We start from the raw sequence: 23,978 nt of genomic DNA, 5'->3' as shown, positions 1-23,978 counted from the left end.
CTAGTATTCTTTGACATCTAGTATTTGACATTTATTATTTGACATTGCGTGGCGTTAGGCTTGACTCAGTCTGTGAAGTTGCCGTATCAGTAGAATTGCTAGGTAGGTTCGCCCCAGTAGGCGCATCGACTGATTGTACCGCAGCAGGGTATTGCTTGGGAATGTCTAAAATATGCTGAACTAGCGCAAAACGTAGCGTATCGCGGCGACCGAGATAGCGTTGATAAAAACTAGAATTCAGCAGTCCTGCACCGCCTTGACCCATCGCCCAAATGGTTGACAGATAGTCTCGGGTACTCATGGTGCTGTGTAGCGATTGCAGGTATTCAGCCGTGGTATTGATTAATCGCTTCATGCGTTCACGGCGAATTTCATACAACTGCGAAAAAAGCTTATTAAGCCCTACGGCAGAATTGGCTAAGCGTTCTTCGATTTGGTTGAGTAATATGGCTTTTTGCGGATTGATGAGTTGAAACAGGGTAAGACGTGCCACGCCTGCGGCAGGACAATCCCCGACTTCGCTCAGCGCAAGTAGTTGTTGCTCATGACGGATAATGATGCGTAAAAACAATTCATCTTTGCTGGTAAAATGCTTGTAAAGCGTACCTTTGGCTAAGTCTAGCTGCTCCGCTAAACTATCTAAGGTGATATCACCTTCCCCAGACTCTAATAGCAACTGCTCGGCAACTGCCAATATGACTTCTTCACGATTTTTGAATTGTTGTTGACGACTCATTGATTACTCCATCAGTCTGTTCTAGTAGCCCCTATTGTTGACGAGACCCGTTACATCAACCCATCTACGCACAACTGTTAAATGATAAAAAAATGCTTGCTTAGTAACTTTGCTTAGTAACTTCGCTTAATAACCTCGCATAGTAACTTTGCATAGTAACCCAGCTTAATAACCTCGCATAGTAACCCAGCTTAATAACCTCGCTTAGTAACCTAGCTTAGCAACCTCGCTTAGTAACTTTGCTTAGTAACATAGGAGCAAGGTTGTTATGTATGATACATGACTGATGAGTCATTGCCAAATGTTTTATCACATAAATTTTATTACCTACTTAACAAAGTATAAAGATTTCGTTAACTATTTTTAAGCGTATTGATGTAATAATGCATCAAAATTTTGATGGGTTAAATGGGCGAACTCATCCACTGGCATGTCATAATGCTTGGCGAGAAAATCCGCCACATAGGGCACAAAAGCAGGCTCGTTAGATTTGCCGCGTTTGGGCACTGGCGCAAGATAAGGGCTATCTGTTTCAATCAAAATGCGATCTTTAGGCAGTTTTTTCGCCACGGCTTGTAATTCAGTGGCGTTTTTAAAGGTCACAATCCCTGATAAAGAAATATAAAAACCCAAGTCCAAGGCTTTTTTGGCGGTCTCATAATCTTCTGTAAAGCAATGAATAATGCCATGCTCGGCTTTTTCTGCTTTTAATAAATCCAATGTATCGTGTTTGGCCTCACGGGTATGAACGACAATGGGTTTTTTTAGGTGCTGACTGGCATGGATATGGCGGGCAAAGCTGGCTTTTTGTTCTATGCTATTTTCTGTTGACCAATAATAATCTAGCCCCGTCTCGCCAATCGCCCAAACATGCGGCTGATTTGCCATTTCAACGAGTGTCTCAACCGTTGCACTTTTTAGCATGGCAATGTCTTCGCAGGGATGCACGCCCACACTCATCCCAAGCGTCAGCCCGTCAATTTTTGTATTAATAATCTCATAAATAGCATCGTATTCATCCAGCTCACACATAATCGCCATAATCCGCTGCACATTGGCATCCTTGGCGGCTTGTAAGGCTTGACGGATATCACCTTGATATTTTTCTAAATCCAAACGGTTTAGATGCGCATGGGTATCGGTAAACATATCACTCTCTTTTTTTAATTGATTGACGCTTAAATAAGGCTGCGGCGCATAAATTCAATCAAATGCACCGTCAAAGCGTTAATCGTCGGGTAAAAATTCTTGCAGCACTTGGTTTAAAAATAAAAACCCTTGCGCTGTGCAGTGGATATGGTCACCGCTTAACTCAACCAACCCCCGATTGTGTAGTTTTATCAATTGTGGCTCAATGACTGACCATGCCAAGCCTGTTCTCTGTGTCCAAAACTGTTTGGGCACGCCATTTTTTAGCCGCAGCCCATTCATCATAAATTCAAACGGTAAATCAGCAGGCTCAATGGCTTGCCAACCTATCGCTGACTGATTAATCCTATAATCTTTTGGTAAACGGGATTTGCTAAACCGGTAAATGCCATCAGGCCGCGTGACTTTACCATGCGCGCCTGCCCCAATTGCTAGATAATCACCAAACTGCCAATAGTTGAGATTATGCTGACTGGGCTGAAAATCTGCCTGTCTTGACCATGCCGACACTTCGTATTGCACAAACCCATTGGCTTGCAAAAGCTGAGCCCCTTGCTCAAAAATATCCACCAATATCTCGTCATCAGGCAAAATCGGCGTATTGCGATAAAACACGGTATTGGGCTCAATGGTGAGCTGATACCACGAAATATGCGAAACGCCCAAATCAATCGCTTGCTGCAAATCGCTCAGGGCGTCTGCCAATGTCTGGTTGGGCAAGCCATGCATTAAGTCGACATTTAACTTTTTAAACCCTGCTTGCTGGGCATTGGCAATGGCTAAAAGCGCTTGCTGCGGGTTATGAATCCGCCCCAAGGCAGCAAGTTTTTGGGTTTGAAAACTTTGTACGCCAAGCGACAATCGATTGATACCCACCGCTAAATACTCATGAAATGGCGCATGCTCCACGGTGGCAGGATTGGCTTCCATGGTGATTTCACAATCGTCAGTCAGTGTTAACTGAGCATTGATACCCGCAAAAAGCTGCCGATATTGCGCAATCGGCAGCAGCGATGGCGTGCCTCCCCCAATAAAAATGGTGGAAATCTTGCGCCCTTGTACAAAGCTTAGTTGGGTTTTTAAATCGTCTAATAAGGCATCGACATAGCCTACAAAATCAATCGGTGTACGGCTTTCATGTGAGTTAAAATCACAATACGGACATTTTTTAACACACCAAGGAATATGGATATAAAGCGACAAAGGGATAAGGTTTGGATTTGGCATTAATCAGTAACTAATTCATTCGATTGATAATTTGACACGCTATAGCCAACAATTTTTTGATGATAATCGCTACTATTTGGCTATACTTTAAAAAATAACAATGGTAGCATAGCCCCAAACTTTTATTTTGATTTTATTTAATAATTTATCGCTATTTTTTATTGCTATTTCATCTATTATCAAGGAAGGATTGTCATCATGTCATATAGCCAAGTGCCTTATAAAAAAGCGTCTTGTAAAAAAGCGCCATGTAAAAAGGTGCCTGATAAAAAAGCGTCTTATAAAATAGGCATGCTAACTGCATTCACCATCGCCCTATCTGCGTGTGGCGGCTCAGGTAGTGAGACTGTCGACAATGCCTTAAACGACGCCAATGAGAGTTATAAAAACATTGCAACGGATGTCCGCGATGCCTACAAAAAAGTCGAGGATAAATTAACCAATAAAGAAAAAAGCATGGCAGAGATTTTACAAAGTATCTTTTTGCCCGAAGACAGCTTAGATAATTTTTTGGATAAAATCACCCCAGAAGGCGGTAAAGGGGGGTTGTATGTTGGCTATTTTGTAGAAGACAACGACAACGAGCCCAATGATAGCGACCTAGGTGTGGTGTATTTTGATATTGGCAATGATTATGCCGCCTCGGTATATGGTCAAATGAGCTATCAACAAAAAACTTGCCAAGACCCAAACACCTTAACCACAGAAAAAATTTCTATTAAAACTGACGAAGCGATCGGTGGTGTACTGTCTGGCACACTCGACCCAGCAGCAAAATTTGATAATACGGTCCTTAAATTTTTACAGTTTGACGAATTAAAAACCTCTGTGGCGGGCATGCCATTTAATGGCGATTATGATAGCAAGCGCGATTATTGGGATGGTCAATATAGTTATCAGGTCGGTGTCGATTTTGGCAAACAATTATCTGACAATAAAGACGGCTGTGATGTCAACTATACCTTAGGCGGCGATGGCGATTTTAAAGTATTGCCACTCACCGCTACTATCGGCAATTTAGGCGTTAACCTCACGGGGACAGGTAGTACCCTAAACCTCAATTGGACTGCGCCTGCCAACACCGCTCGCACCCTTGTCACCCAAATAAACCTGGATAAAGCCACTGACCGCGGTATGGGTTTTGTACGTACTAACCAATTAACCTACGGCACTACTTTCACCCCCTTTGTGGATGCCACCAAAGCCAATTATGCGTTTGTGGTACAGACCTTTGATGCCACCAATAAACTGACAGGCTATCAAGCCATGATTAAAGCGCTTTAAAAGCTATTATTGTAAAAAAGCCTTTATCAAATATTGCCACAATTTGATAAAAGCTTTTTTATGTTGACGCTATCACAATCAAACGCTAACTTTTTTGACCTGTTAATTTGCTGACCTGTTAAACAATAAATTAAACAATAAAAAATCATGCCACAAAATCTGTTAAACTGCCGCCTTTATTGAATTTTCAACGAATATTTGGTCATTACATGCTGTCAGCTATTGCTCGTCAAGACTTAAAACAATTATTTGTCTTGACCTTACCTATTTTAATCACCCAGATTTGCCAGTCAGGGCTCGCCTTAGTCGATACCTTACTTGCTGGGCAAGTCTCTGCGCTAGATTTATCAGGCGTGGCAATCGGCGCGGGTATTTGGATGCCCACGTTTTTGCTGGCGGTTGGTATTTTGCTTGCCACCACGCCATTGATTGGAGAAGCGATTGGTCAGCAGCAACTACAAAAAGTGCTGTTTATCACCCAACAATCGCTGTGGCTGGCGCTTATCATCGGTATTATAGGTTTTGTGGCGGTCAATCAGCTGCATTATTTGTTTGATTGGATGAAGGTACCAAAGGATATTCAGCACATCGCGCAAAAATTCTTGTTTGGTATCTCTTTTGGGTTTCCTGCAGTCTGTCTATATACCTCGCTGCGCTGCTACACTGAAAGCTTAAAACATCCCACCGTGGTTATGGTGATTAGCCTGATTGGTTTGATTTTAAATGTGCCGCTCAGCTATGCGTTTATTCATGGCGTCACCCTCGGTGAAACTGTGCTGATTCCTGCTATGGGCGGCGCAGGCTGTGGTTTTGCCTCTGGGATTGCGTTATGGATAAATTTATTGATGTTGGTAAGCTATTTGACTTTGAGCCCCCAGTCAGATTTTGCCAACCAGCGCTTTTTTGCCAATTTTGCCGGCATGGATTTTGCTCAGTTGCGTCAGCAATTATCGATTGGTATTCCCATTGGCATGTCGATTTTTTTTGAAGTGAGCGCGTTTAGTCTAGCTTCCATTATCATCAGCCCGCTGGGTGAAATCGCGGTGGCAAGCCATCAGGTAGCGTTGACGATTTCATCGCAGTTATTTATGTTTCCGTTTTCAGTGGCGATGGCGCTCACCATCATGGTGTCAAACCGCTATGGCGCCAAAGATTACCGAGAGCTTAAACGTATCAAGCTCATCGGCATTGCCGTAGCCACGTCATTTGCGGTGATTAGCATGTTGTTAACTGCCATTTTTCGGCAAACCCTGCCAACTTTCTTTAGTGAAAATCCCCAAGTGATTCAGCAAGCCGCGCTGTTGTTATGGTTTGCCACCGTGTATCAGTTGTTTGATGCCTGGCAGGTCAATTTTGCGGGAATTTTGCGCGGTATGCAAGATACCACAGTGCCGATGTTCATCACCTTGTTTTGCTATTGGGTGGTGGCGATTCCGCTGGGTACCTATTTGGTGCGCCATACCGATATGGGCGCTAAAGGATTTTGGATCGCGCTGGTTGCAGCGCTGGGATTGGCGTCACTGCTGTTAGGGACGCGTTTATTACGTCAGCAAAAACGCTTAAAAATGGCTTGGCTATAGAATAACCTAGAAAGAAAATAATCTAAAAATAAAATGGCTTGGCAATAAAAACGACTTGAAAAAATGAGTGGCAATGACTATAAAATTTGCTTAGGCTATTTATTGTGAGTTATTCGTTATGGGTCATGGGTTGATGACAATATTTGGGTTATTCAACCGATGATTTTATAGATATTTTAAATTAAAAAATAAAGTAAAAATAAATTAAAAAAGGGCGAACTAACGCCCTTTTTTATCGTTCATGAAAGTTTGTTAATTAAAGTTTTCGCCAGTGAAGATGCCATCAAATAGCACACTGGTTAAATAACGCTCACCACTGTCTGGCAGAATAACCACAATGGTTTTGCCTTGCATCTCAGGGCGGTTTGCTAGTTGATACGTCGCCTGCAGCGCTGCACCGCAAGAGATACCACATAAAATACCTTCTTGGGTCATTGCCCGTCTTGCCCATGCAATCGCATCATCGCCAGTTACCGTGATGACTTCATCAAGCAAATCAAGCGCAAGATTTTTTGGGATAAAGTTGGCGCCAATCCCTTGGATTTTATGCGGACCTGGGGTAATGGGTTTACCTTCACGCGTCTGGGTAATAATCGGTGATTCTGCAGGCTCAACCGCGACGGTATAAAGCGGCTGATGTTTGATTTGTTTAAAATAACGCGCGATACCCGAAATCGTCCCGCCTGTACCCACGCCTGCCACTAGCGCATCGACCTTACCCCCTGTGGCATTAAAAATCTCAGGTGCGGTGGTTTTGACATGGGTGTCTGGGTTGGCAGGGTTATCAAACTGTTGGGGCAAAAAGTATTCGCCAGGATGGTTGTCATGGATTTCTTGCGCAGCTTCCACCGCGCCTTTCATACCTAGCGAAGGCTCAGTAAGCACCAAGTGTGCGCCCAACGCAGCCAGCACTTTACGGCGCTCCATACTCATCGAAGCTGGCATGGTCAGCGTGATTTTATACCCTTTGGCTGCTGCCACAAACGCCAGCGCAATCCCCGTGTTACCGCTCGTCGGCTCGATGATTTGCATACCTGGCTTTAATAACCCTGCTTGCTCAGCGGCTTGCACCATGCCCGCACCGATTCGGCATTTGACTGAAAACGCGGGGTTACGGCTTTCGATTTTGGCAAGCACGGTCACCCCCTGTGGCATGATATGATTAAGACGTACCAGCGGCGTGTTACCAATCGCATCAGCATTGTTGGCATATACCGCTGTGCCAAGGTTGGCGGGTGCGGAGTAGTGATCATCAGGTTGTTGTAGCATAGGTATTCCCTTTTTTTTGAGGTATTGTTGAATGATTTTACGGCAGTGATTTTGCGGTGTCTAACATCATTTGGTAAATTCTATATATCAAAAAGCGTTAACACCCGGGTCTATAATACAAGGCTGTAACACAAAGCTGTAACACAGTGCTATCAAAAGGTTTATCAAATGTTGATAGCCTGTCGATTAAACTCTCCTATTAAACTTTCCCATTAAACTTTATTATTAGCTTGGCGCTGTACTATGTTTAGCCAAGCTTGCATGGCTGGGGTCAGTGGTCGGTGTTTTCGCCATGCCATCACCATTTGCCAAGTCAAATTAGGCTGGACAAGCGGCAGGCAAACCAGCTGTTTGTCATCGAGTTTATCGGTATAATATTTGGGCAGTAGCGTCACCCCCATGTTTTTTTTCAACAATGTCGTCAATAGTTGCCATTGGTTGGTGTGGCAAATAATATTGGGCTCAAAGCCGAGTTTTTGGCACTCTTCGACAATCATTGAGGTGAATGACGAATGAGACGCAAACAACATCAACGACGCATTTTTTAAAGATTTTAAAGTCACTTGTTTGATGGTATTGCCCATATGCTGCCGGTGTGCCACCATCATAATGGGATAATCGCACACTGGGATACAATCAAAGCTATCTTCAATCGGTTGCATCAAGGTACACACATCAAGCGTATCATCGAGCAAGGCTTGTTTTAACGACTCTGCGCCATCTTCTAGCAACGACAGCTCAATATGGCGATGGGTTTGATAAAACTCAAAAATCGCATCGCTCAACAACTCACCCCCGAGTGGTGACAACCCTAGCCGCAGCTGCCCGCGATCCATGTGCTGATATTGTGTCACCGTCTGCTCGAGGTAGCCGACTTGTTGTAACACCGTCTGCGCCTGCTCATATACCAATGCACCAATTTCGGTGAGCGCAATATCCCGCTTGCGGCTCATCAGTTGCTTATCAAAGAGCGCCACGCCTAGCGTATCTTCCAAATTGGAAATGGCTTTGGTCACTGTGGGCTGCGTCAAACTCAAGGTATCGGCAGCATGAGAAAATCCGCCGGTCTTCACCACAGTGATAAAGCATTGAAGTTGTTTTAAGGTCATCATATTTGTGCACTGCCCAAAATAGCTTTATAAAATAGCTTTATATTGTTATAGCTTCGTTTTGTAGCTCTATAGATTTTACGCATAATTTTAAAAATATTATTCATATTTTTTGTTAATGGTTTTTTTATACTAGATATCTCAATTGTTGATGACTTGTTTACCATGAAACGCGCTATGAATCTTTCGACTTTTCAGCAGCTATTACGTCATAAACTGTTACCCCAAAAAATAGACCCTATGTTACAAAAGCCACTGGTCAAAATTTTACTGCAAATCACCTTCATTGGTGTGGTATGGGGCTCAGCTGACATCCTAAAAAAATTATTCAGCCTCCCTATGTCATCTGGCATTGTGGGGCTGTTTTTGATGCTGGGATTGCTATTAACTGGGGTAATTAAACCCAACTGGGTCAATATCGGCGCGAAGTTTATCTTGGGTGAGTTGGTGCTGTTATTTATTCCGCTGATGATGTCGATTACCCAATATCAGCAGTTATTTTTTGCTAAAGGTTGGCAGCTGATGATTACCATTGTCGTGAGTACGGCACTGGTGATGCTGAGCTCTGCCATCACTTTTATGCTAGGCAATCGTGTTAAGCGCGCGTTGTATCGCCGCACGCACCATGCCCATCATTAATCATTAATCATACCAATCGTAATTTACTATGAATATTATCTCTATCGGCTGTTTAATCTGGACTATCTTGGCGTATGTTTTAGCAAAGCGGGTCTATGCCCGTTTCCCAAAATTTTGGCTCAATCCTGCCATCACAGTGGCGACGGTAACGATTATTTTGATGATTGTGCTTGGGATTTCTTACCAAACCTATTTTGCCGATACCGCTTGGATTGTTGAGTTGTTAGGCCCTGCCACCGTGGCATTTGCCATACCGATTTATCAGTATCGTCAATTGATTTACCGCTATGCTGCCGTGCTTGCGGTGTCGATTGTGGTGGGCATGTTGGTGGGTATTGCTAGCATCATGGTGTTTGCTCGCGTGTTTAAATTTGATGCCACACTCACCTACAGTTTGATGGCACGGTCAATTTCTACCCCATTTGCGATTGATTTGGCGCAGCAGATTCATGGTTCAGCGGCGCTCGTGTCGCTATTTACTTTAATTACTGGGGTGGTCGGCATGGTGATTGGCGATATGGTACTGGCATGGTCAAAAATCCGTTTCCATCTTGCCCACGGCGTGGCATTGGGTAATGCGTCACATGGTTTTGGTACTGCAAGAGCCAGTCAGCGCCACGAAAGCGAAGGCGTGATTGCCAGTCTGACGATGGTATTGGCAGGGTTATTTATGGTATTTTTTGGTCCTGCGCTGATTCATTTAATGACGGCTATTTAACACATGCCTTTCAATACGCACCTTGATTTTACAACACCTCAAAGCTGTCTAGTCATGAAAACTTGCCAAAATGACGTATTAATATTTGCCAAACAAAATAAAATTAGCGACAATGACCTACCTTTTTTTGGATTGTAGGAAAAAATTATGTCATTACAACAGATTATTGAAGATGCGTTTGAAAACCGTGCCAACTTCAACCCCAATGACGCCACCGACGATGTGCGTGCCGCCGTCAATGATGTGCTCGCCCAGCTCGATGCGGGTACCTTGCGTGTGGCAGAAAAAAAAGACGGTGAATGGATCGTCAACCAATGGGTCAAAAAAGCAGTATTATTATCCTTTCGTCTGAACGACAACCGCATCATGAATGGCGGTCGTGACCTGCAGTTCTTTGATAAAGTCGAAACCAAATTTTCAGATTGGGGCGATGAACAATTTGCCAAAGCAGGCGTGCGCGTGGTGCCGCCTGCCGTCGCGCGTAAAGGCTCATACATTGCCAAAGGCGCTATCTTGATGCCATCCTACGTCAATATCGGCGCCTATGTCGATGAAGGCACGATGGTCGATACGTGGGCGACGGTGGGGTCATGCGCCCAAATCGGTAAAAACGTGCATCTATCAGGCGGTGTCGGCATTGGCGGCGTCCTTGAGCCGCTACAAGCCAACCCAACCATCATTGAAGACAACTGCTTTATCGGTGCGCGCTCAGAAATCGTTGAAGGTGTGATTGTTGAGGAAGGCTCGGTGATTTCGATGGGCGTGTATATCGGTCAATCAACCAAAATCCTAGACCGGGAAACAGGCGAAATCAGTTACGGCCGTATTCCTGCAGGGTCAGTTGTGGTATCAGGTAGCCTACCAAGCAAAGACGGCTCGCATAGCTTGTACTGTGCGGTAATCGTGAAAAAAGTAGACGCACAAACGCGTAGCAAAACATCTATTAATGATTTGCTCAGAATGGACTAGATTTTTAGTCAAGATAACAGTAAATTATTTAAAGCAAATCAGCCATGGTTTGCTTTTTTTATAGCCTTCATCAAATTTTATAGCGCTCATCTTTATAGCCTTTATTAAAGGAAACAGTATGTCATCACAACAAAACACCCTGTATGACAACGGCATTGCAGTACGCAAACAAGTCATGGGCGAAGCGCATGTGGAACGTGCCATGTCACAAGTCACCGAATTTACTGCCCCACTGCAAGACTGGATTAATGAACACGCGTGGGGCTCGACGTGGCAACGTGACGGCAAAGGAATAGACCGCAAAACCCGCTCACTGGTGACCATTGCCTTTTTAATCGCGCAAAAATCCCCAACAGAACTAAAAGGGCATATTCGTGGAGCGATTAATAACGGCGCAAGCGTAGCAGAAATTCAAGAAGTGCTACTGCATAGTCTACCTTACTGCGGTGCACCAGCGGCACAAGAAGCCTATCGTGCTGCGGTGGACGTGTTAACCGAAATGAAATTGCTTTAACCGCTGAACACAAAGATTTATTGGCATAAATTTGATAAAATAAACACTAATTTTTATTAGTTAATCACATTTATGCCAAATTCAACGCTACCCATCCGCAATACCGCCATTCCCACCACTGACCCCGAAGCAGGACTTAAAATCACTGAAATTTTTTACTCGCTGCAAGGTGAAGCCTTGACTGCAGGATTACCGACGATTTTTATTCGCTTGACGGGCTGCCCGCTGCGCTGCGTGTATTGTGATACCGAATATGCCTTTGTCGGCGGCGAGCGCATGAGTTTGGCAGGGATTTTGGCAGTGTGTCAGAGTTTTCCGTGCCAGCGTATTTGTTTGACAGGTGGCGAACCTTTAGCCCAGCCCAATGCAATCGCGTTGATGAACTTGCTATTGGCGCATGGCTACGAGATTTCGCTTGAAACGTCGGGCGCGCTGTCCGTGGCAGAGGTGCCAACGGCGGTATCTAAAGTCATGGATATCAAAACCCCAAGCTCTCAAGAAGCCGATAAAAATCTGTGGCAAAACCTTCCCTACTTAACTGCCCATGACCAAATCAAATTTGTCATTATGAATCGCGACGATTATGACTGGTCAAAACAAATCCTCGCAGACTACCAACTGGATAAAAAAGTCGCAACGGTATGGTTTTCTCCGATGTTTAATGTGGAAGAACGTCAAGCCAATGTACCTACCCTTGCCGCTGAATTGGCAGAATGGATACTTGCCGACGCGCTGCCGGTGCGTTTTCAACTGCAACTGCATAAAATCATTTGGGCAGATGCCAAAGGCAAATAGCCGCTGTCAACTAGCCACTGCCAAATCGTTAGAACACAACTTAGGGAAATATCAAGCCAATGGGAAAAATGATTGTTTGGGGGCTGATTGCGTCGGCTTTTTTTAGCACGTCGTTTGTACTGTATCAATTGATGAGTGTACAAGGCGGACATTGGTTTTGGTCAGCAAGTTTTCGCTGTTTTTTTATGTGGCTGTTGTTATCGGTTTTTATTTTGCTGCAAAACAAACTCAATCCGTCCAAGCTACTAGAACTATGTAAACTATTTGCCAGTCATTGGCAGTTTTGGTGTGTGACGGGCGGGATTGGACTTGGCACGTATGGACTGTTGGCATTTGCGGCAGATTATGCGGAAGGATGGGTGATAGCCGCAACCTATTTATTCACTGTCGTAGCAAGCTTGGTGGTGCTGAGTTTTTTTGGGCAATCATTTCAAAAAAAAGTCATTGTCTATTCGGTGATTGTATTTATCGGTGTGGTACTTGCCAATGTCGGTGAAGGGTTAAGGCATAGCACGAGCCAAGGCACTGATTGGCATGCTTTGTTGCTATTTGGTGCGCTACCTGCCTTTATTGCCAGTTTTTGTTTTCCGTTAGGTAATCAATTAATTTGGCAAGCAGGACAACCCAAAAGGGATTCTACCCATCATACTCATGAAATGAGCAAGGCAACGAGCAATGAAACGCGCAAATTGGCAACGAGCAAGCTAACGAGCGAATTGGCAAAGAGCAAATTGCTACAAAAAGTGCCGCAAGTGACTTCCCCGCTGCTATCAAATCCCCTGCATAAAGTCTGGCTGATGTCGCTAGGGTCATTGCCAATGTGGTTGGTATTAGGCATCATGGTACAACCGCCCGCGCCCAGTGTCTCACAAATGACCATTAGTTTTTTGGTTGCCTTGATGGCAGGTGTGCTCGGTACGACCACTTTTTTACATGCCCGTAGTCTTGCCAAACAGCCACAACAACTGGCCGCCGTCGATGCCACACAAGGCAGTGAAATTATTTTTGCGTTGTTAGGCGGCATGTTGCTGCTGCACACGCCGATGCCGTCAGGCTTAAGTTTTGTGGGGATTGCGTTGGTGATTATTGGGCTTGTGCTGTTTGCCAAGCAACGCTAGCGGTAGTCCACGTTGTGATAGTTTGCTATAATGCAGGCACTTTTATTTTAACCCTTTATTTAACCGATTAGGATTATTTGATGAATACTTTGACCGCTCTTTCACCTATTGATGGTCGCTATGCCAGTAAAGTGGATAGTTTACGTCCTTACCTGTCAGAATTTGGCTTGATTCATGCCCGTGTGACGGTGGAAGTGCGCTGGTTGCAGACCCTTGCCAATCATGCAGATATTCATGAAATTCAGCCTTTTTCGGCAGCGACCAATGAGCGCTTGGACGCGATTGTAGCCAATTTTAGCGAAGCAGACGCGATGCGTATCAAAGACATCGAACGCACCACCAACCATGATGTCAAAGCCGTTGAATACTTTTTAAAAGAAAAAATTGCCGACATCGATGCGCTAAAAGACGCGGGTGAATTTATCCATTTTGCCTGTACCTCTGAAGACATCAATAACTTATCACACGCGTTGATGTTAAAATCGGGTCGCGACGTACTGGCGCAATCGATGCAAAAAATCATTGATGAGATTGCAGCGCTCGCAGAAATCCATGCCGACCAACCCATGCTGTCACGCACGCATGGGCAAACCGCAAGCCCAACGACTTTGGGTAAAGAAATGGCAAATGTGGCATACCGTCTGCATCGCCAACTCAAGCAATTTAATAACGTAGAATTGCTAGGTAAAATCAATGGTGCAGTGGGCAACTACAACGCGCACCTGTCAGCTTATCCACAAATTGACTGGGCAAAAAATGCCGAACACTTTGTTACCAGTCTTGGGTTGACCTTTAATCCCTATACCACCCAAATTGAGCCACATGACTATATCGCCGAATTGTTTGACGCGCTGCGCCGTTACAATACCATTTTGATTGATTTTAACCGCGATGTATGGACGTATATCTCCTTGGGTTATTTCAAACAAAAGCTCAAAGATGGCGAAGTGGGCTCATCCACCATGCCACACAAAGTCAACCCAATTGACTTTGAAAACTCAGAAGGTAATCTAGGTATTGCCAATGCCATGCTCGCGCATTTGGGTGAAAAATTGCCGATTTCTCGTATGCAGCGCGACTTGACCGACTCGACAGTCCTTCGCAATATGGGGGTGGGTTTTGCTCAAAGTCTGATTGCCTTTGACGCCTGCTTAAAAGGTATTGGCAAATTAGAGCTTAACGCCAATCGTCTCAATGAAGACCTAGAACTTGCACAAGAAGTGTTGGCGGAGCCAATCCAAACCGTGATGCGTCGCTACAATGTTGAAAAACCCTATGAGAAACTAAAAGCCTTGACCCGCGGTCAAGCCATGACACGTGAGATGATGGTCAACTTTGTCAATGGCGATGAACTGACAGCGGTGCCAGAAGATGAGCGTCAACGCTTGGCTGATTTGACCCCTGCCACTTATACAGGTAATGCAGCTGAGCAAGCCAAAAACTTGAAAAATTTATTAAAATAAGACTTTTTCGCTCATCAAAAATCAAAAAGGACGCTTAGGCGTCCTTTTTTATCAGAATTTTTTTACAGAATTTTTTTTACAGAATTTTTTTTACATAAATTTTTTTAGATAAATTTGTTGATTGAGCTTTGGGTTATTTTTTGGCATAGCCTTGTTGATTCAGATAAGGCAGCACCTCGGGACGGACGGGTTTATCCAAATAACTTTCAATGGTGTGCACCCAATCTGACCCTGCTTGACCACGCGTCGTATAATAATCGGCAACGGTTTGGTTATACTGGTCTAATGCGGATTTGTCAGCGGGTTGATATTGGTTGGTGGAAACCACCAATGCCTTTGGCAAACGTGGACGCATGGCAGGATTTTGGTCAGGATAACCCAATGCCATGCCAAATAGCGGCACCACGCCTTGTGGCAGTTTGAGTATGTCGCCCATCCGTCTGATATCATTGCGGATACTGCCCAAATACACACCACCCAATCCCATGCTCTCAGCCGCTAGTAGCAGATTTTGCGCCATAATGGCTGCATCAACCGCCCCAACAATGGTGACTTCAGTCCAATCAATTTGCGCATTGGGTACAAGGGTTTGGTGGCGGTGGTTGTCCATACAAAAAATTAGCAGCTCGGCACACTGCTCCACATAGGGATGACCGTATTTTTCTCCGTCTTTGGCTTGCTGGGCATCGGCGCAAATACGGCGTATGTCATAGCGCTGCGTTGCATCTGTCACCCGAATGATGCTTGCTGACTGCAAAAATCCCGATGATGAGCCTGCCATCCCCGCTTCGATAAGCTGCTCAAACGTCGCTGCATCTATTGGCTGATTGGTGAATTTGCGAATTGAACGATGATTGAGTATCGTCTCTAGGGTGGGTTTACTGTCGCTATGCTCACTATGTGTTGTCATAATTTACCTTGTTATGATTTGCCTTGTTATGGTTTGTGTTGTTATAAGTTGGGTTAGGGTTTGATTAGCCTTAGGGTTGGTATTTTTCAATCAGCTTTTGGGCTTGCACAATCACCGGAGTATCGACCATTTGTCCATCCATGGCAAATGCCGCAAGCCCTGTCTGTGCATAATGGTCAGCCACTTTTTTGGCAAAGGCAAGCTGTGCTTGGCTGGGTCTAGCCAGTGCATTGACAATGGCGACTTGGTTTGGATGAATACACAGCATCCCTGAAAAACCCAAATCGCGCCACCCATTTACCCGCTGGGTTAAACCGTCATCGTCATTAAAAGGCGGGTATACGCATTCAATCGGTGGGGTGAGCGCATTGATGGCACTATGCAAGCTTAGCTGATAACGGATTTGGTTGGCAACCATCTGCCCTGCCTCGCTGTCTGCGCGCACGCCCAATTTTTCACAGATATCCAAAAAGCCAAAACTGAGCGCAGTCAATCCTGCCGCAGCGGCGATGTCGGGTATATTTGCCATGCCTTTGGGTGTCTCAATCAAGGCAATCATGGGTTTGGCGAGCGCATGACGGACACGGTCAATCTCTATGGCGTGCTCGACTTTGGGTAGCACTACCCCAATCACGTTGTTCATTGCAGATGCTGGCAAAGATTTGAGCAAATCAATATCGCCTGCTTGGTGGTTGCTACTTGCGGCATTGATACGCACCCAAACAGGCTGGGCATCAGCGCCGCTTAGATAATTGACCACATTGTCACGCGACTCCATTTTGACACTATCACTGACCGCATCTTCCAAGTCAATTATCACCGTATCTGCGCCACGGGCAAAGGCTTTTTCCACCCGCTCAATATTGATGGCGGGTACAAACAAATAACTGGTTGCGCTCAATCCCTTGGGTTTTGCTACATTGTTTTCGCTCATGCGACATCCTTTTTCGTCCATTTTTGGTGACATATTCTTTTTGGCAAACAACTTATCAAACAGCTTATCCAGCAACAACGCCCTACCCAAAGTAGCGCGTTTTTTAAGTTATTTTAAAACCGTCAATTTGGCTTTTTCACTGCGGCTAAACAGTAAATTTAACACGATGGCGACCACTGTCGCAGTACCGATACCACCCAAATTAAATTGTCCAATATGTAAGCTAAAATCCCCAGCACCCATAATGACGGTCACCGCAGCAATGATTAAATTAGCATTTTTGCTAAAATCGATGTGATTATCCAGCCAAATTTTGACCCCTGCTACCGTGATAAGCCCAAAAACCACGATGGAGGCACCGCCCAATAACGGCGCTGGGATAGTATGGATAAGCGCGCCAAATTTTGGTGATAGCCCCAGTAGCACAGCAATCAAGCCTGCCACCACAAAAACCGTGGTCGAATATACTTTGGTCACTGCCATCACGCCGATATTTTCCGCATAGGTTGTCACGCCTGTACCGCCCATGCTCGATGACATCGCCGTACATAGACCATCGGCGAAAAAAGCCCGTCCCATATAGGGCGATACCGCTTGTCCTGTCATGGCTTCTACCGCTTTGATATGGCCTAAATTTTCGGCGATTAAAATAAAGGCAACCGGGGCAATCAAAATTATTGCGTTGATATCAAACGTCGGATGATAAAAATTGGGTAATCCCACCCAAGCTGCTTGGGCAACTGGGGTAAAATCAATCGGCTTGCCATACCCAAGCACATTGGTGAGCACAAAATATGCCATATATGCCAATACCAAACCAATCAGTAGCAACAAACGACGTAGCATACCGCGGCTAAACACAGCGACCGCACTGATACACAGCACCGTCATCAACGCAACCCAACTATCAAACTGGTTCCCCGACACGCCTTTGATAGTCACTGGCGCCAAATTTAGCCCGATAATCATCACAATCGCACCGGTTACCACAGGCGGCATGAGTTTCTCAATCCAGCCAACCCCTGTTTTCATCACCAGTAATCCGACCATGCCATAAAAAATACCACAGACAAAAATACCACCAAGCGCCACGGATAAATTACCGTTAAAGCCTGAACCTGTATAAGCCGTCGCGGTAATCACGGGCGCGATAAACGCAAAACTTGACCCTAAATAACTGGGTACTCGCCCACCCGTCAAAAAGAAAAACAGCACCGTACTGAGCCCCGCCATCAAAATCGCAAGGTTGGCATCAAATCCCATCAATAGCGGCGCAAGCACAGTTGCCCCAAACATCGCAAACGCATGTTGCAGCCCAAGTAACAGACTTTTATCAGCAGGTAAATACTCGTGGATACGCACAGGATGATGATCTAAATGCCCATCGTAAGGCTGCCATTTTGGGAACCAGCCGCTATCATTGCCGGTATTTTGATGGGTTGGTTGTCTTTGCGAATTTGCCATAATTTTGCTCTCATCTGTCAACTGCGCGAATTTTACACGTTATTTTTGTTTTGTCAAAAAACCCTGCGCTTTGAGCCAATCTTCTGCAGCAGCGACATACGGTTGACTGTAGTAATCGGCAAATTTTTGACGGTATGGCTTACGCTCACGCGCTTCATTAAACGCCAAAATGGTTTGCTCATAATCGGCGAGCGTTTGTGGTAACGCGTCAACTTGATACTGATTGTCAAAATACACTGCAGATTTTGGTAAACGCGGTTTTAGGCGCATTTCTACGCTAGGTTTACCGATACATAAGCCAAAAATTGGATAGGTATATTTTGGTAGCTGAAGCAGTTCGATTAAGTCATTGGCAATCATACGCAAACCGCCAATCGGACAGGTGGCATAACCCAAACTCTCTGCCGCTACCGTGGCATTTTGTGCTGCTAATGCCGTATCGGTAGCGAGCGTAATCAATGTATCACTATCCTTAAACCCCTCAAAGCTGCCATCATACGCTTCACTGCTCAAATAAGAGCGATAACCATCCATCACAAATACCAAAAACACGCTACATTGGGCAATCTGTGGGTTGCGCGGTTGCAAATCGACGATTTTTTGACGTAACGCCTTATCACTGATGTTGATAATGCTGTAGTGCTGTCCGTTTTGCCAACTGGGCGCTTGCTGGGCGCATTTGATAATGTCATTTAATTGCGAATCTGGCACAGTGGCGCTACTGTCAAATTCTCGATACACCCGATGATTTTGTAAAAGTTCAATGGTTTGATTGCTCACAGTTTGATTACTCGTAGCTTGGTTATTCATGGTTGCCCCGTTAGAAGTGATTTAAACATGATTTGATGATTGTTGATGTTGATACGGTCGCCAAAGTAGCGCCACCCCAATAAGCAAAACAATAGCTGAGACGGGTAACAACGCAAGCCAAATATTTTTGCCTGTTGCAACTAGCGCGGTTAAGGGTCCGATAAGCTGCCCAAATGCAAAACTTGCGGTCATCAGCGCACTTAAGTTGTATTTAGGGTAGTGCGTGACTTGGCTTGCTGCCACTTGCAGCCCTGCCATCGTCACCACCATAAAAGTGCCGCCCACCATCAGCGCTGACAACATCAAACCTGCCAACGACTGCCAAAGCGCAGGCAATAACGTACCAACCGCCATGATGATTTGTGACACTCGCCAAACACCGAGCAAAGAAAAGTTGTTATAACGGCGTTGTAACCCCTGCGATAACACCACCGACAAAGCCGCCGCCAACCCAAAAAATGGCCAAATCAGCAAATAACTTTGCCCTGATAACCATTGCTTGGCGATTTGTGGCAAAAAAGTCGCAGGTAAAATATAGCCAAACCCAAACAAACCGTAGGCGGTTAATACATTCGCTAATTTTAGCTTGGCCGGTGTTATGCTAGCGGTAGGATTGGTATTTGTGGCTTTGGTATGGCTGGCTTTGGTAGTGTGGGCTTTGGCAACGGCTATTGAGGCAGCAGCTGTTGAGGCAAACTGCGAGTTGATTTTCGCCAGCAAAAAGGTGACAACCAAGGTGGCGAGCAGCGCAATCACGCCTAGATACTGCCATAATCGACTCGATAATGGACTGAATGATGACTGGGCCGCGATAGTCGCCGTCGCTGATTGAAAAATAAAATAGCTACAAATCAATCCTGTGAGGGTGATACCGATACCGACACCCGTATAAATCAAGCCGCTAGTGACTACCTGTCTTGATTTTAACCAATTGATTGCAAACGCACTGATAGATACCAGCACCCAAGCGCTTGCCACACCCGCCAAAAAACGTAACACCAGTAACCAGCCAAAGCTGCTTAGCGAAGCCAGCCAAGTGGTGAGTGTCACCAAGCTGAGACCTAATATGACAAAAAGCGGATGTCGCTTACTTTTAAGCAGTGACAGCGCCCCGACCAAATAGCCAATATAGTTGCTACTTGATAACCACGCCGTTTGCGCAAGATGCACCGTGCCTTCTTGTATCATCAAAGGCAAAATCGGTGTAAAAGCAAATCGCCCGATTCCCATCGCCACCGCAAGCGCGGTACTCGCTAGGATAAAGCAAAATATAATCTGTTGTCGGTCAGATTGTGACATTTTGCGTTACCCCTTGATCTTATTGACACGGCTTGTCAGCGTTTAAGCTTGCATTTTAAATATTATTGAGCATACTTTGCAAAGTTTCCTTCACATTTTTGGACGACATATTAGCTTGGCTTAATATCAAAGCCTGGTGAACCATTGACTTTTTGTCTGCTACCAAGGCATTCCAATTTGATAAACCTTGAATCAAACGTGACGCCAACAGTGGGTTACGTTTATCCAAATCTTGCATCATGCTCAAATATTGCTCAACGCCCTGCTGTGTCCAAATTTTGGTAGGCTGTGCAAGCAATCCGCCGAGCACCGCCCGCACACGGTTTGGGGTATTGATATCAAAGTCTTGATGTGACGTTAACGCAAAAATATCGGCAACGCTCGCCTGACTGTCATTGGCTTGGACACCAAACCATAAATCCATCACCAATGCATCATGGTGAAAGCGTTGGTAAAAATCGGCAAGCCATTCGGCTTTTTGGGGCAAACCATGCGCCACCGCCGCATTTAACGCGCCTAAACGCTCAGTCATACAAGACGCTTGTTGGTATTGGGTAATCGCCCAGTGTTTGGCATCACTCACGCCCGCCAATAACGCCATATCCAGCACCACATTTCGCCACGCCCGCACGCCCATGGCTTCGGCTGTATCTTCATACGTGGTAATCGGCAGTTTGGCATACGCACTTTGCCAAATGTCTTTAAGCTCTACCGCCACGGCTTTTTTAACCGCTTGATGACGGGCACGAACTTGGCTAGGGTCATAGTCGGTCTGAATCGCACTGCCCAGCTCTCGCTCGCTTGGCATATCTAGTAACCGCGCCGCTAGCATGGGATCGGTTTCTGATAGCGCTGGCAGACTTGCTTTTAATGCCGTGATATAGGCATCGGTATCGGCATTTTGCAATAAAATACGATTGACCAACAACTGTGCCGCTTGCCAACGGTTAAAGCCATTAGTCTCATACTGCATCAAAAACGCCAAATCATCATTGCTATACTCAAAATTAAGCTGAACAGGCGCGGAAAAATCACGAAGCAATGACACCACAGGGTCAAAATCCGCTGTGGTAAACAAACCGTCAAAGTTAAACGTTTGACTGTCATCGCGCAGTAACACCAAATCTTCTTTTACCAGTTGTCCAGTGGCACGGTTAAAAATCGCCATTTTGATAGGAATCGGCAAAGGTTTTGGTGCAGGATAGCCTGCCACTGGGCGCGTGTGTTGGCTTAGCGTCAAGATAAGCTTGTCAGCTGTTTTTTCAAAATGCCCTGATAACGTCGGCGTACCTGGCTGGGTATACCAATCAATAAATTTTTCAATACTTGGATCTGCAACGCTCAGTGCAGATAACAAGTCTTCAACCGTCACCGCTTGCCCATCGTAACGGCGGAAATATTCATCCGTGCCTTGACGGAATTTTTCTTTGCCAAGCGTATTGGCAATCATGCGCACGATTTCTGCGCCTTTCTCGTACACTGTGGCGGTGTAGAAATTATTAATCTCGACAAAATGGTCAGGGCGTGGTGGATGCGCCAATGGGCTGGCATCTTCAGGAAACTGCGCCGCTCGCAATGTTGCCACATCATCAATCCGCTGTACCGCAGGGGAATGCAGACTTTCGGAAAAAGACTGGTCACGAAATACGGTAAAGCCTTCTTTTAGGCACAGCTGAAACCAGTCACGGCAGGTGATACGGTTGCCCGTCCAGTTATGGAAGTATTCATGGGCAATTACCGCTTTGACATTAAAGTTGCGGCGATCGGTGGTGGTCTCTGGGCTAGATAGGACGCAAGCGGTGTTAAAGATATTTAATCCTTTGTTTTCCATCGCGCCCATATTAAACTGGCTAACCGCCACAATCATATAGCGGTCAAGATCATACGCCCGTCCGTAATTGTCTTCATCCCATTTCATTGAGTCTTTTAACGCTTGCATGCCGACATGGCACTGCTCGATGTTTTCATGCTTGGCGTATAACTCAAGCAGCACCTCACGCCCTTCACTGGTGACATACTGATCGGTCAATACGTCCAAATCTGCAATCACGCAAGCGAATAGATAACTCGGTTTTTTGGTGGGGTCTTGCCACACCGCAAAATGACGGTCGCCCGCAAGCTCGCCTTGGTCGATTAAATTACCATTGGCAAGCAGCGTTGGGTAAGCTTTATCGGCTTCAATGCGTGTGGTGAAGGTGGCAAGCACATCGGGACGGTCTGGATAAAAGGTAATTTTACGAAACCCTTCTGGCTCACACTGGGTACAGAACATTTTGTCCGCCCCTTCCCCTGCTTGGTATAAACCTTCAAGACTGGTATTGGTTTGCGGCACGATGGTGACGACGGTGGTAATCTGACAAGTGTCTGGCGCGTTAACAATCGTTAGGCTTTCTTGGTCTAGTTGGTAGTCGCTTTTGCTTAAGGTTTTGCCGTTTAAGCTAATTGATTCAATTTGTAATTCTCGTCCAAAGAGCACCAAATCGCCTGCCGTGTTTCTTGTCATGTCAAGATTGGCGGTCACGGTTGCATGCTTTTTATCAGCGCCATCAAACAACTCAATTTTTAAGTCAATGTGATTGACGCTAAAGACAGGCGGCGTGTAGTCTTTTAGGTAGATTTTTTGCGGTTGGTGACTATTTAATTGGTGGCTATTCAAACTGGGGTCTGGTGTGGGTATATTGGTGGGTACATCAGGCATTTCGGTGTTTAATAGCTGGGGGTTTTCGGTTTGGTTGGTTTCGGTAACGTTGGTCATTTTTGCTCTCTATTAAAAAATATAAAAAAAGGAAATTCAAACTTAATTCTTATTATAAGTAGTTTGTTATTTAATCATTTTTCAATCATTCGTTGAAATAATTCATCTATGTTAAATTCATCTTTTTGGTTATTATCCTCTTTTGTGTATTCTATATCTTCTAAACTTTCATTTTCCCATTCCCAATCAGATAAACGTTCTTCAAGGGTTTTAATATCTTCATCAAAATTTAAGCCATAAAGCTCAATTTCATTGATTTCACGCAAAAAGGATATATCGTCTTCTATACTATCTCTTGACGAATTCTCAACTAAACAATTAATCTCATCACTTACTAATTCTGAAACTTTATAGAGATTAGTTATTTCTTCAAATAACTCTCCATTCAAGCATTTCAACTTGTGCATTGCTACTAATATGCCTAAATCATACTTACTAGCTAAAATTTTTTTAAACAATTCAATAAAGTCTTCATCTTCTATTTGAAATTTAGAATGATTCCCCCAACAGGTAAATATTCCATTAATATCGCTTTCCGTAAATGTATTCTTTTTTTGAATGTAAGCATTTAATCTAGGTTGAATTGCTAACAAAACTTCATTCAAGGCATCATTTGATATTGGTATTAAAGTTAATCTTTCACATACATGGGCAATATCTTTTGAAAGAAAAAATGGTATTTCTTCATTTTCTAAACTTCTAATAATATAGCCAACAATCTTTGGTTCAAAAAATTTTTTTATACTCGTATTCTTGTATTTATTGGCAAAAAGAAATTGTTCAATATATTTTGCCTTTTCTAATACATTGATTAAATACTGACTGTCTTTTATAAAATAATTGATTAGAAAATCCCCAATTGAAGGATTATGCAAAATAATATGATTTTCTAAATTATCTTTTGAATAGAGCAATGTTGTAGTAATAAAGCACTTCTCTAGAGTTTCAATTGACCTGTCAAAATCAAGCATACTTGTTGATTTAAATTCATCAAAAAAAACCTCTTTTACTATTCTTAATGGTGTGGGATTAATAAAATTTAGTGAAAAAATTATAGTGAGAATTATTCTATCATTCTCACTAAGATGGTTTTTGAATGATTCTTCCCAAATATTGAAGGGGTTATCAAATAGTGAAATAATCCTGTCATTAAAATCATCTTCATCTTCTATACTTTGATAATTATACCAAACCCAATAATTAAAGCACTGCCCAATGACGAGCAGTGAGCGACTT

General features: G+C 44.4%; 21 protein-coding genes. 9 read left to right on the top strand and 12 right to left on the bottom strand.

Annotated features, from left to right (window positions below):
• Nucleotides 1–34: 34 nt before the first annotated feature.
• The 3 genes from RT084_RS10175 to hemW form a co-directional block, all read right to left on the bottom strand.
• Nucleotides 35–736, bottom strand: a complete 702-nt coding sequence (locus tag RT084_RS10175; protein WP_224054094.1) for a TetR/AcrR family transcriptional regulator — start codon at nucleotides 734–736, stop codon at nucleotides 35–37.
• A gap of 363 nt (nucleotides 737–1,099) precedes the next feature.
• On the bottom strand, nucleotides 1,100–1,885 hold the full coding sequence (locus RT084_RS10170; protein ID WP_313099785.1) for a TatD family hydrolase: 786 nt from the start codon (nucleotides 1,883–1,885) through the stop codon (nucleotides 1,100–1,102).
• Between the two features lie 78 nt (nucleotides 1,886–1,963).
• Nucleotides 1,964–3,112 (bottom strand): radical SAM family heme chaperone HemW, encoded by a 1,149-nt coding sequence (gene hemW / locus RT084_RS10165; protein WP_312385753.1) that lies wholly within the window; start codon nucleotides 3,110–3,112, stop codon nucleotides 1,964–1,966.
• Between the two features lie 198 nt (nucleotides 3,113–3,310).
• Between hemW and RT084_RS10160 the strand changes: the two genes are divergently transcribed.
• Both RT084_RS10160 and RT084_RS10155 read left to right on the top strand, forming a co-directional pair.
• Nucleotides 3,311–4,396 carry a hypothetical protein gene (locus RT084_RS10160; protein ID WP_313099781.1) on the top strand — a complete coding sequence of 362 codons (1,086 nt, stop codon included), beginning with the start codon at nucleotides 3,311–3,313 and terminating at the stop codon, nucleotides 4,394–4,396.
• Nucleotides 4,397–4,605: 209 nt separating this feature from the next.
• On the top strand, nucleotides 4,606–5,976 hold the full coding sequence (locus tag RT084_RS10155) for an MATE family efflux transporter (protein WP_313099778.1): 1,371 nt from the start codon (nucleotides 4,606–4,608) through the stop codon (nucleotides 5,974–5,976).
• A gap of 252 nt (nucleotides 5,977–6,228) precedes the next feature.
• Here RT084_RS10155 and cysK read toward each other — a convergent pair whose 3' ends face one another.
• Entirely contained in the window at nucleotides 6,229–7,245 is a 1,017-nt protein-coding gene (cysK, locus tag RT084_RS10150; protein WP_313099776.1) for a cysteine synthase A, read from the bottom strand.
• A gap of 212 nt (nucleotides 7,246–7,457) precedes the next feature.
• A complete protein-coding gene (locus tag RT084_RS10145) occupies nucleotides 7,458–8,357 on the bottom strand; it encodes a LysR family transcriptional regulator (RefSeq protein WP_313078174.1) in 900 nt (299 codons plus the stop codon).
• Between the two features lie 174 nt (nucleotides 8,358–8,531).
• Between RT084_RS10145 and RT084_RS10140 the strand changes: the two genes are divergently transcribed.
• The 7 genes from RT084_RS10140 (at nucleotide 8,532) to purB (ending at nucleotide 14,570) form a co-directional block, all read left to right on the top strand.
• A complete protein-coding gene (locus tag RT084_RS10140; protein ID WP_312383999.1) occupies nucleotides 8,532–8,993 on the top strand; it encodes a CidA/LrgA family protein in 462 nt (153 codons plus the stop codon).
• Nucleotides 8,994–9,021: 28 nt separating this feature from the next.
• Nucleotides 9,022–9,711, top strand: a complete 690-nt coding sequence (locus tag RT084_RS10135; protein WP_312384001.1) for an LrgB family protein — start codon at nucleotides 9,022–9,024, stop codon at nucleotides 9,709–9,711.
• 147 nt (nucleotides 9,712–9,858) lie between these two features.
• Nucleotides 9,859–10,680 (top strand): 2,3,4,5-tetrahydropyridine-2,6-dicarboxylate N-succinyltransferase, encoded by an 822-nt coding sequence (dapD, locus tag RT084_RS10130; RefSeq protein ID WP_065252815.1) that lies wholly within the window; start codon nucleotides 9,859–9,861, stop codon nucleotides 10,678–10,680.
• Between the two features lie 118 nt (nucleotides 10,681–10,798).
• On the top strand, nucleotides 10,799–11,194 hold the full coding sequence (locus RT084_RS10125) for a carboxymuconolactone decarboxylase family protein (RefSeq protein ID WP_313099772.1): 396 nt from the start codon (nucleotides 10,799–10,801) through the stop codon (nucleotides 11,192–11,194).
• Nucleotides 11,195–11,266: 72 nt separating this feature from the next.
• Nucleotides 11,267–11,989, top strand: coding sequence for a 7-carboxy-7-deazaguanine synthase QueE (queE, locus tag RT084_RS10120; protein ID WP_313099770.1), 723 nt, complete (start codon nucleotides 11,267–11,269; stop codon nucleotides 11,987–11,989).
• Nucleotides 11,990–12,048: 59 nt separating this feature from the next.
• Nucleotides 12,049–13,107 carry a multidrug resistance efflux transporter family protein gene (locus tag RT084_RS10115; RefSeq protein ID WP_312384008.1) on the top strand — a complete coding sequence of 353 codons (1,059 nt, stop codon included), beginning with the start codon at nucleotides 12,049–12,051 and terminating at the stop codon, nucleotides 13,105–13,107.
• An 80-nt stretch (nucleotides 13,108–13,187) separates the two neighbouring features.
• On the top strand, nucleotides 13,188–14,570 hold the full coding sequence (purB, locus tag RT084_RS10110) for an adenylosuccinate lyase (protein ID WP_312384010.1): 1,383 nt from the start codon (nucleotides 13,188–13,190) through the stop codon (nucleotides 14,568–14,570).
• A gap of 133 nt (nucleotides 14,571–14,703) precedes the next feature.
• Here the strand turns inward: purB and nfsA are convergent, their stop codons facing one another.
• From nfsA to RT084_RS10075, 7 genes are all read right to left on the bottom strand, one after another.
• Complete coding sequence (nfsA, locus tag RT084_RS10105) at nucleotides 14,704–15,480, bottom strand: oxygen-insensitive NADPH nitroreductase (RefSeq protein ID WP_312384012.1); 777 nt, start codon at nucleotides 15,478–15,480, stop codon at nucleotides 14,704–14,706.
• Between the two features lie 70 nt (nucleotides 15,481–15,550).
• A complete protein-coding gene (locus RT084_RS10100) occupies nucleotides 15,551–16,414 on the bottom strand; it encodes an HpcH/HpaI aldolase/citrate lyase family protein (RefSeq protein ID WP_312384014.1) in 864 nt (287 codons plus the stop codon).
• A gap of 108 nt (nucleotides 16,415–16,522) precedes the next feature.
• The gene (locus tag RT084_RS10095; protein ID WP_312115044.1) at nucleotides 16,523–17,878 is read right to left on the bottom strand and encodes a solute carrier family 23 protein; all 1,356 of its coding nucleotides are present in this window, start codon (nucleotides 17,876–17,878) and stop codon (nucleotides 16,523–16,525) included.
• Between the two features lie 39 nt (nucleotides 17,879–17,917).
• The gene (locus RT084_RS10090) at nucleotides 17,918–18,688 is read right to left on the bottom strand and encodes a nitroreductase family protein (RefSeq protein WP_312384016.1); all 771 of its coding nucleotides are present in this window, start codon (nucleotides 18,686–18,688) and stop codon (nucleotides 17,918–17,920) included.
• A gap of 21 nt (nucleotides 18,689–18,709) precedes the next feature.
• Complete coding sequence (locus RT084_RS10085) at nucleotides 18,710–19,987, bottom strand: YbfB/YjiJ family MFS transporter (protein WP_312384017.1); 1,278 nt, start codon at nucleotides 19,985–19,987, stop codon at nucleotides 18,710–18,712.
• Nucleotides 19,988–20,042: 55 nt separating this feature from the next.
• On the bottom strand, nucleotides 20,043–22,742 hold the full coding sequence (gene pepN, locus RT084_RS10080; RefSeq protein ID WP_409519598.1) for an aminopeptidase N: 2,700 nt from the start codon (nucleotides 22,740–22,742) through the stop codon (nucleotides 20,043–20,045).
• Nucleotides 22,743–22,816: 74 nt separating this feature from the next.
• The coding region (locus RT084_RS10075) for a hypothetical protein (RefSeq protein ID WP_313099761.1) at nucleotides 22,817–23,978 on the bottom strand (1,162 nt) is incomplete at its 5' end.

Origin of the sequence: Moraxella sp. CTOTU48717 (genome assembly GCF_032057165.1) — a bacterium.
In the GTDB taxonomy this organism is placed as follows: domain Bacteria; phylum Pseudomonadota; class Gammaproteobacteria; order Pseudomonadales; family Moraxellaceae; genus Faucicola; species Faucicola tetraodonis.
This window is presented reverse-complemented; position numbering and strand designations above follow the sequence as displayed.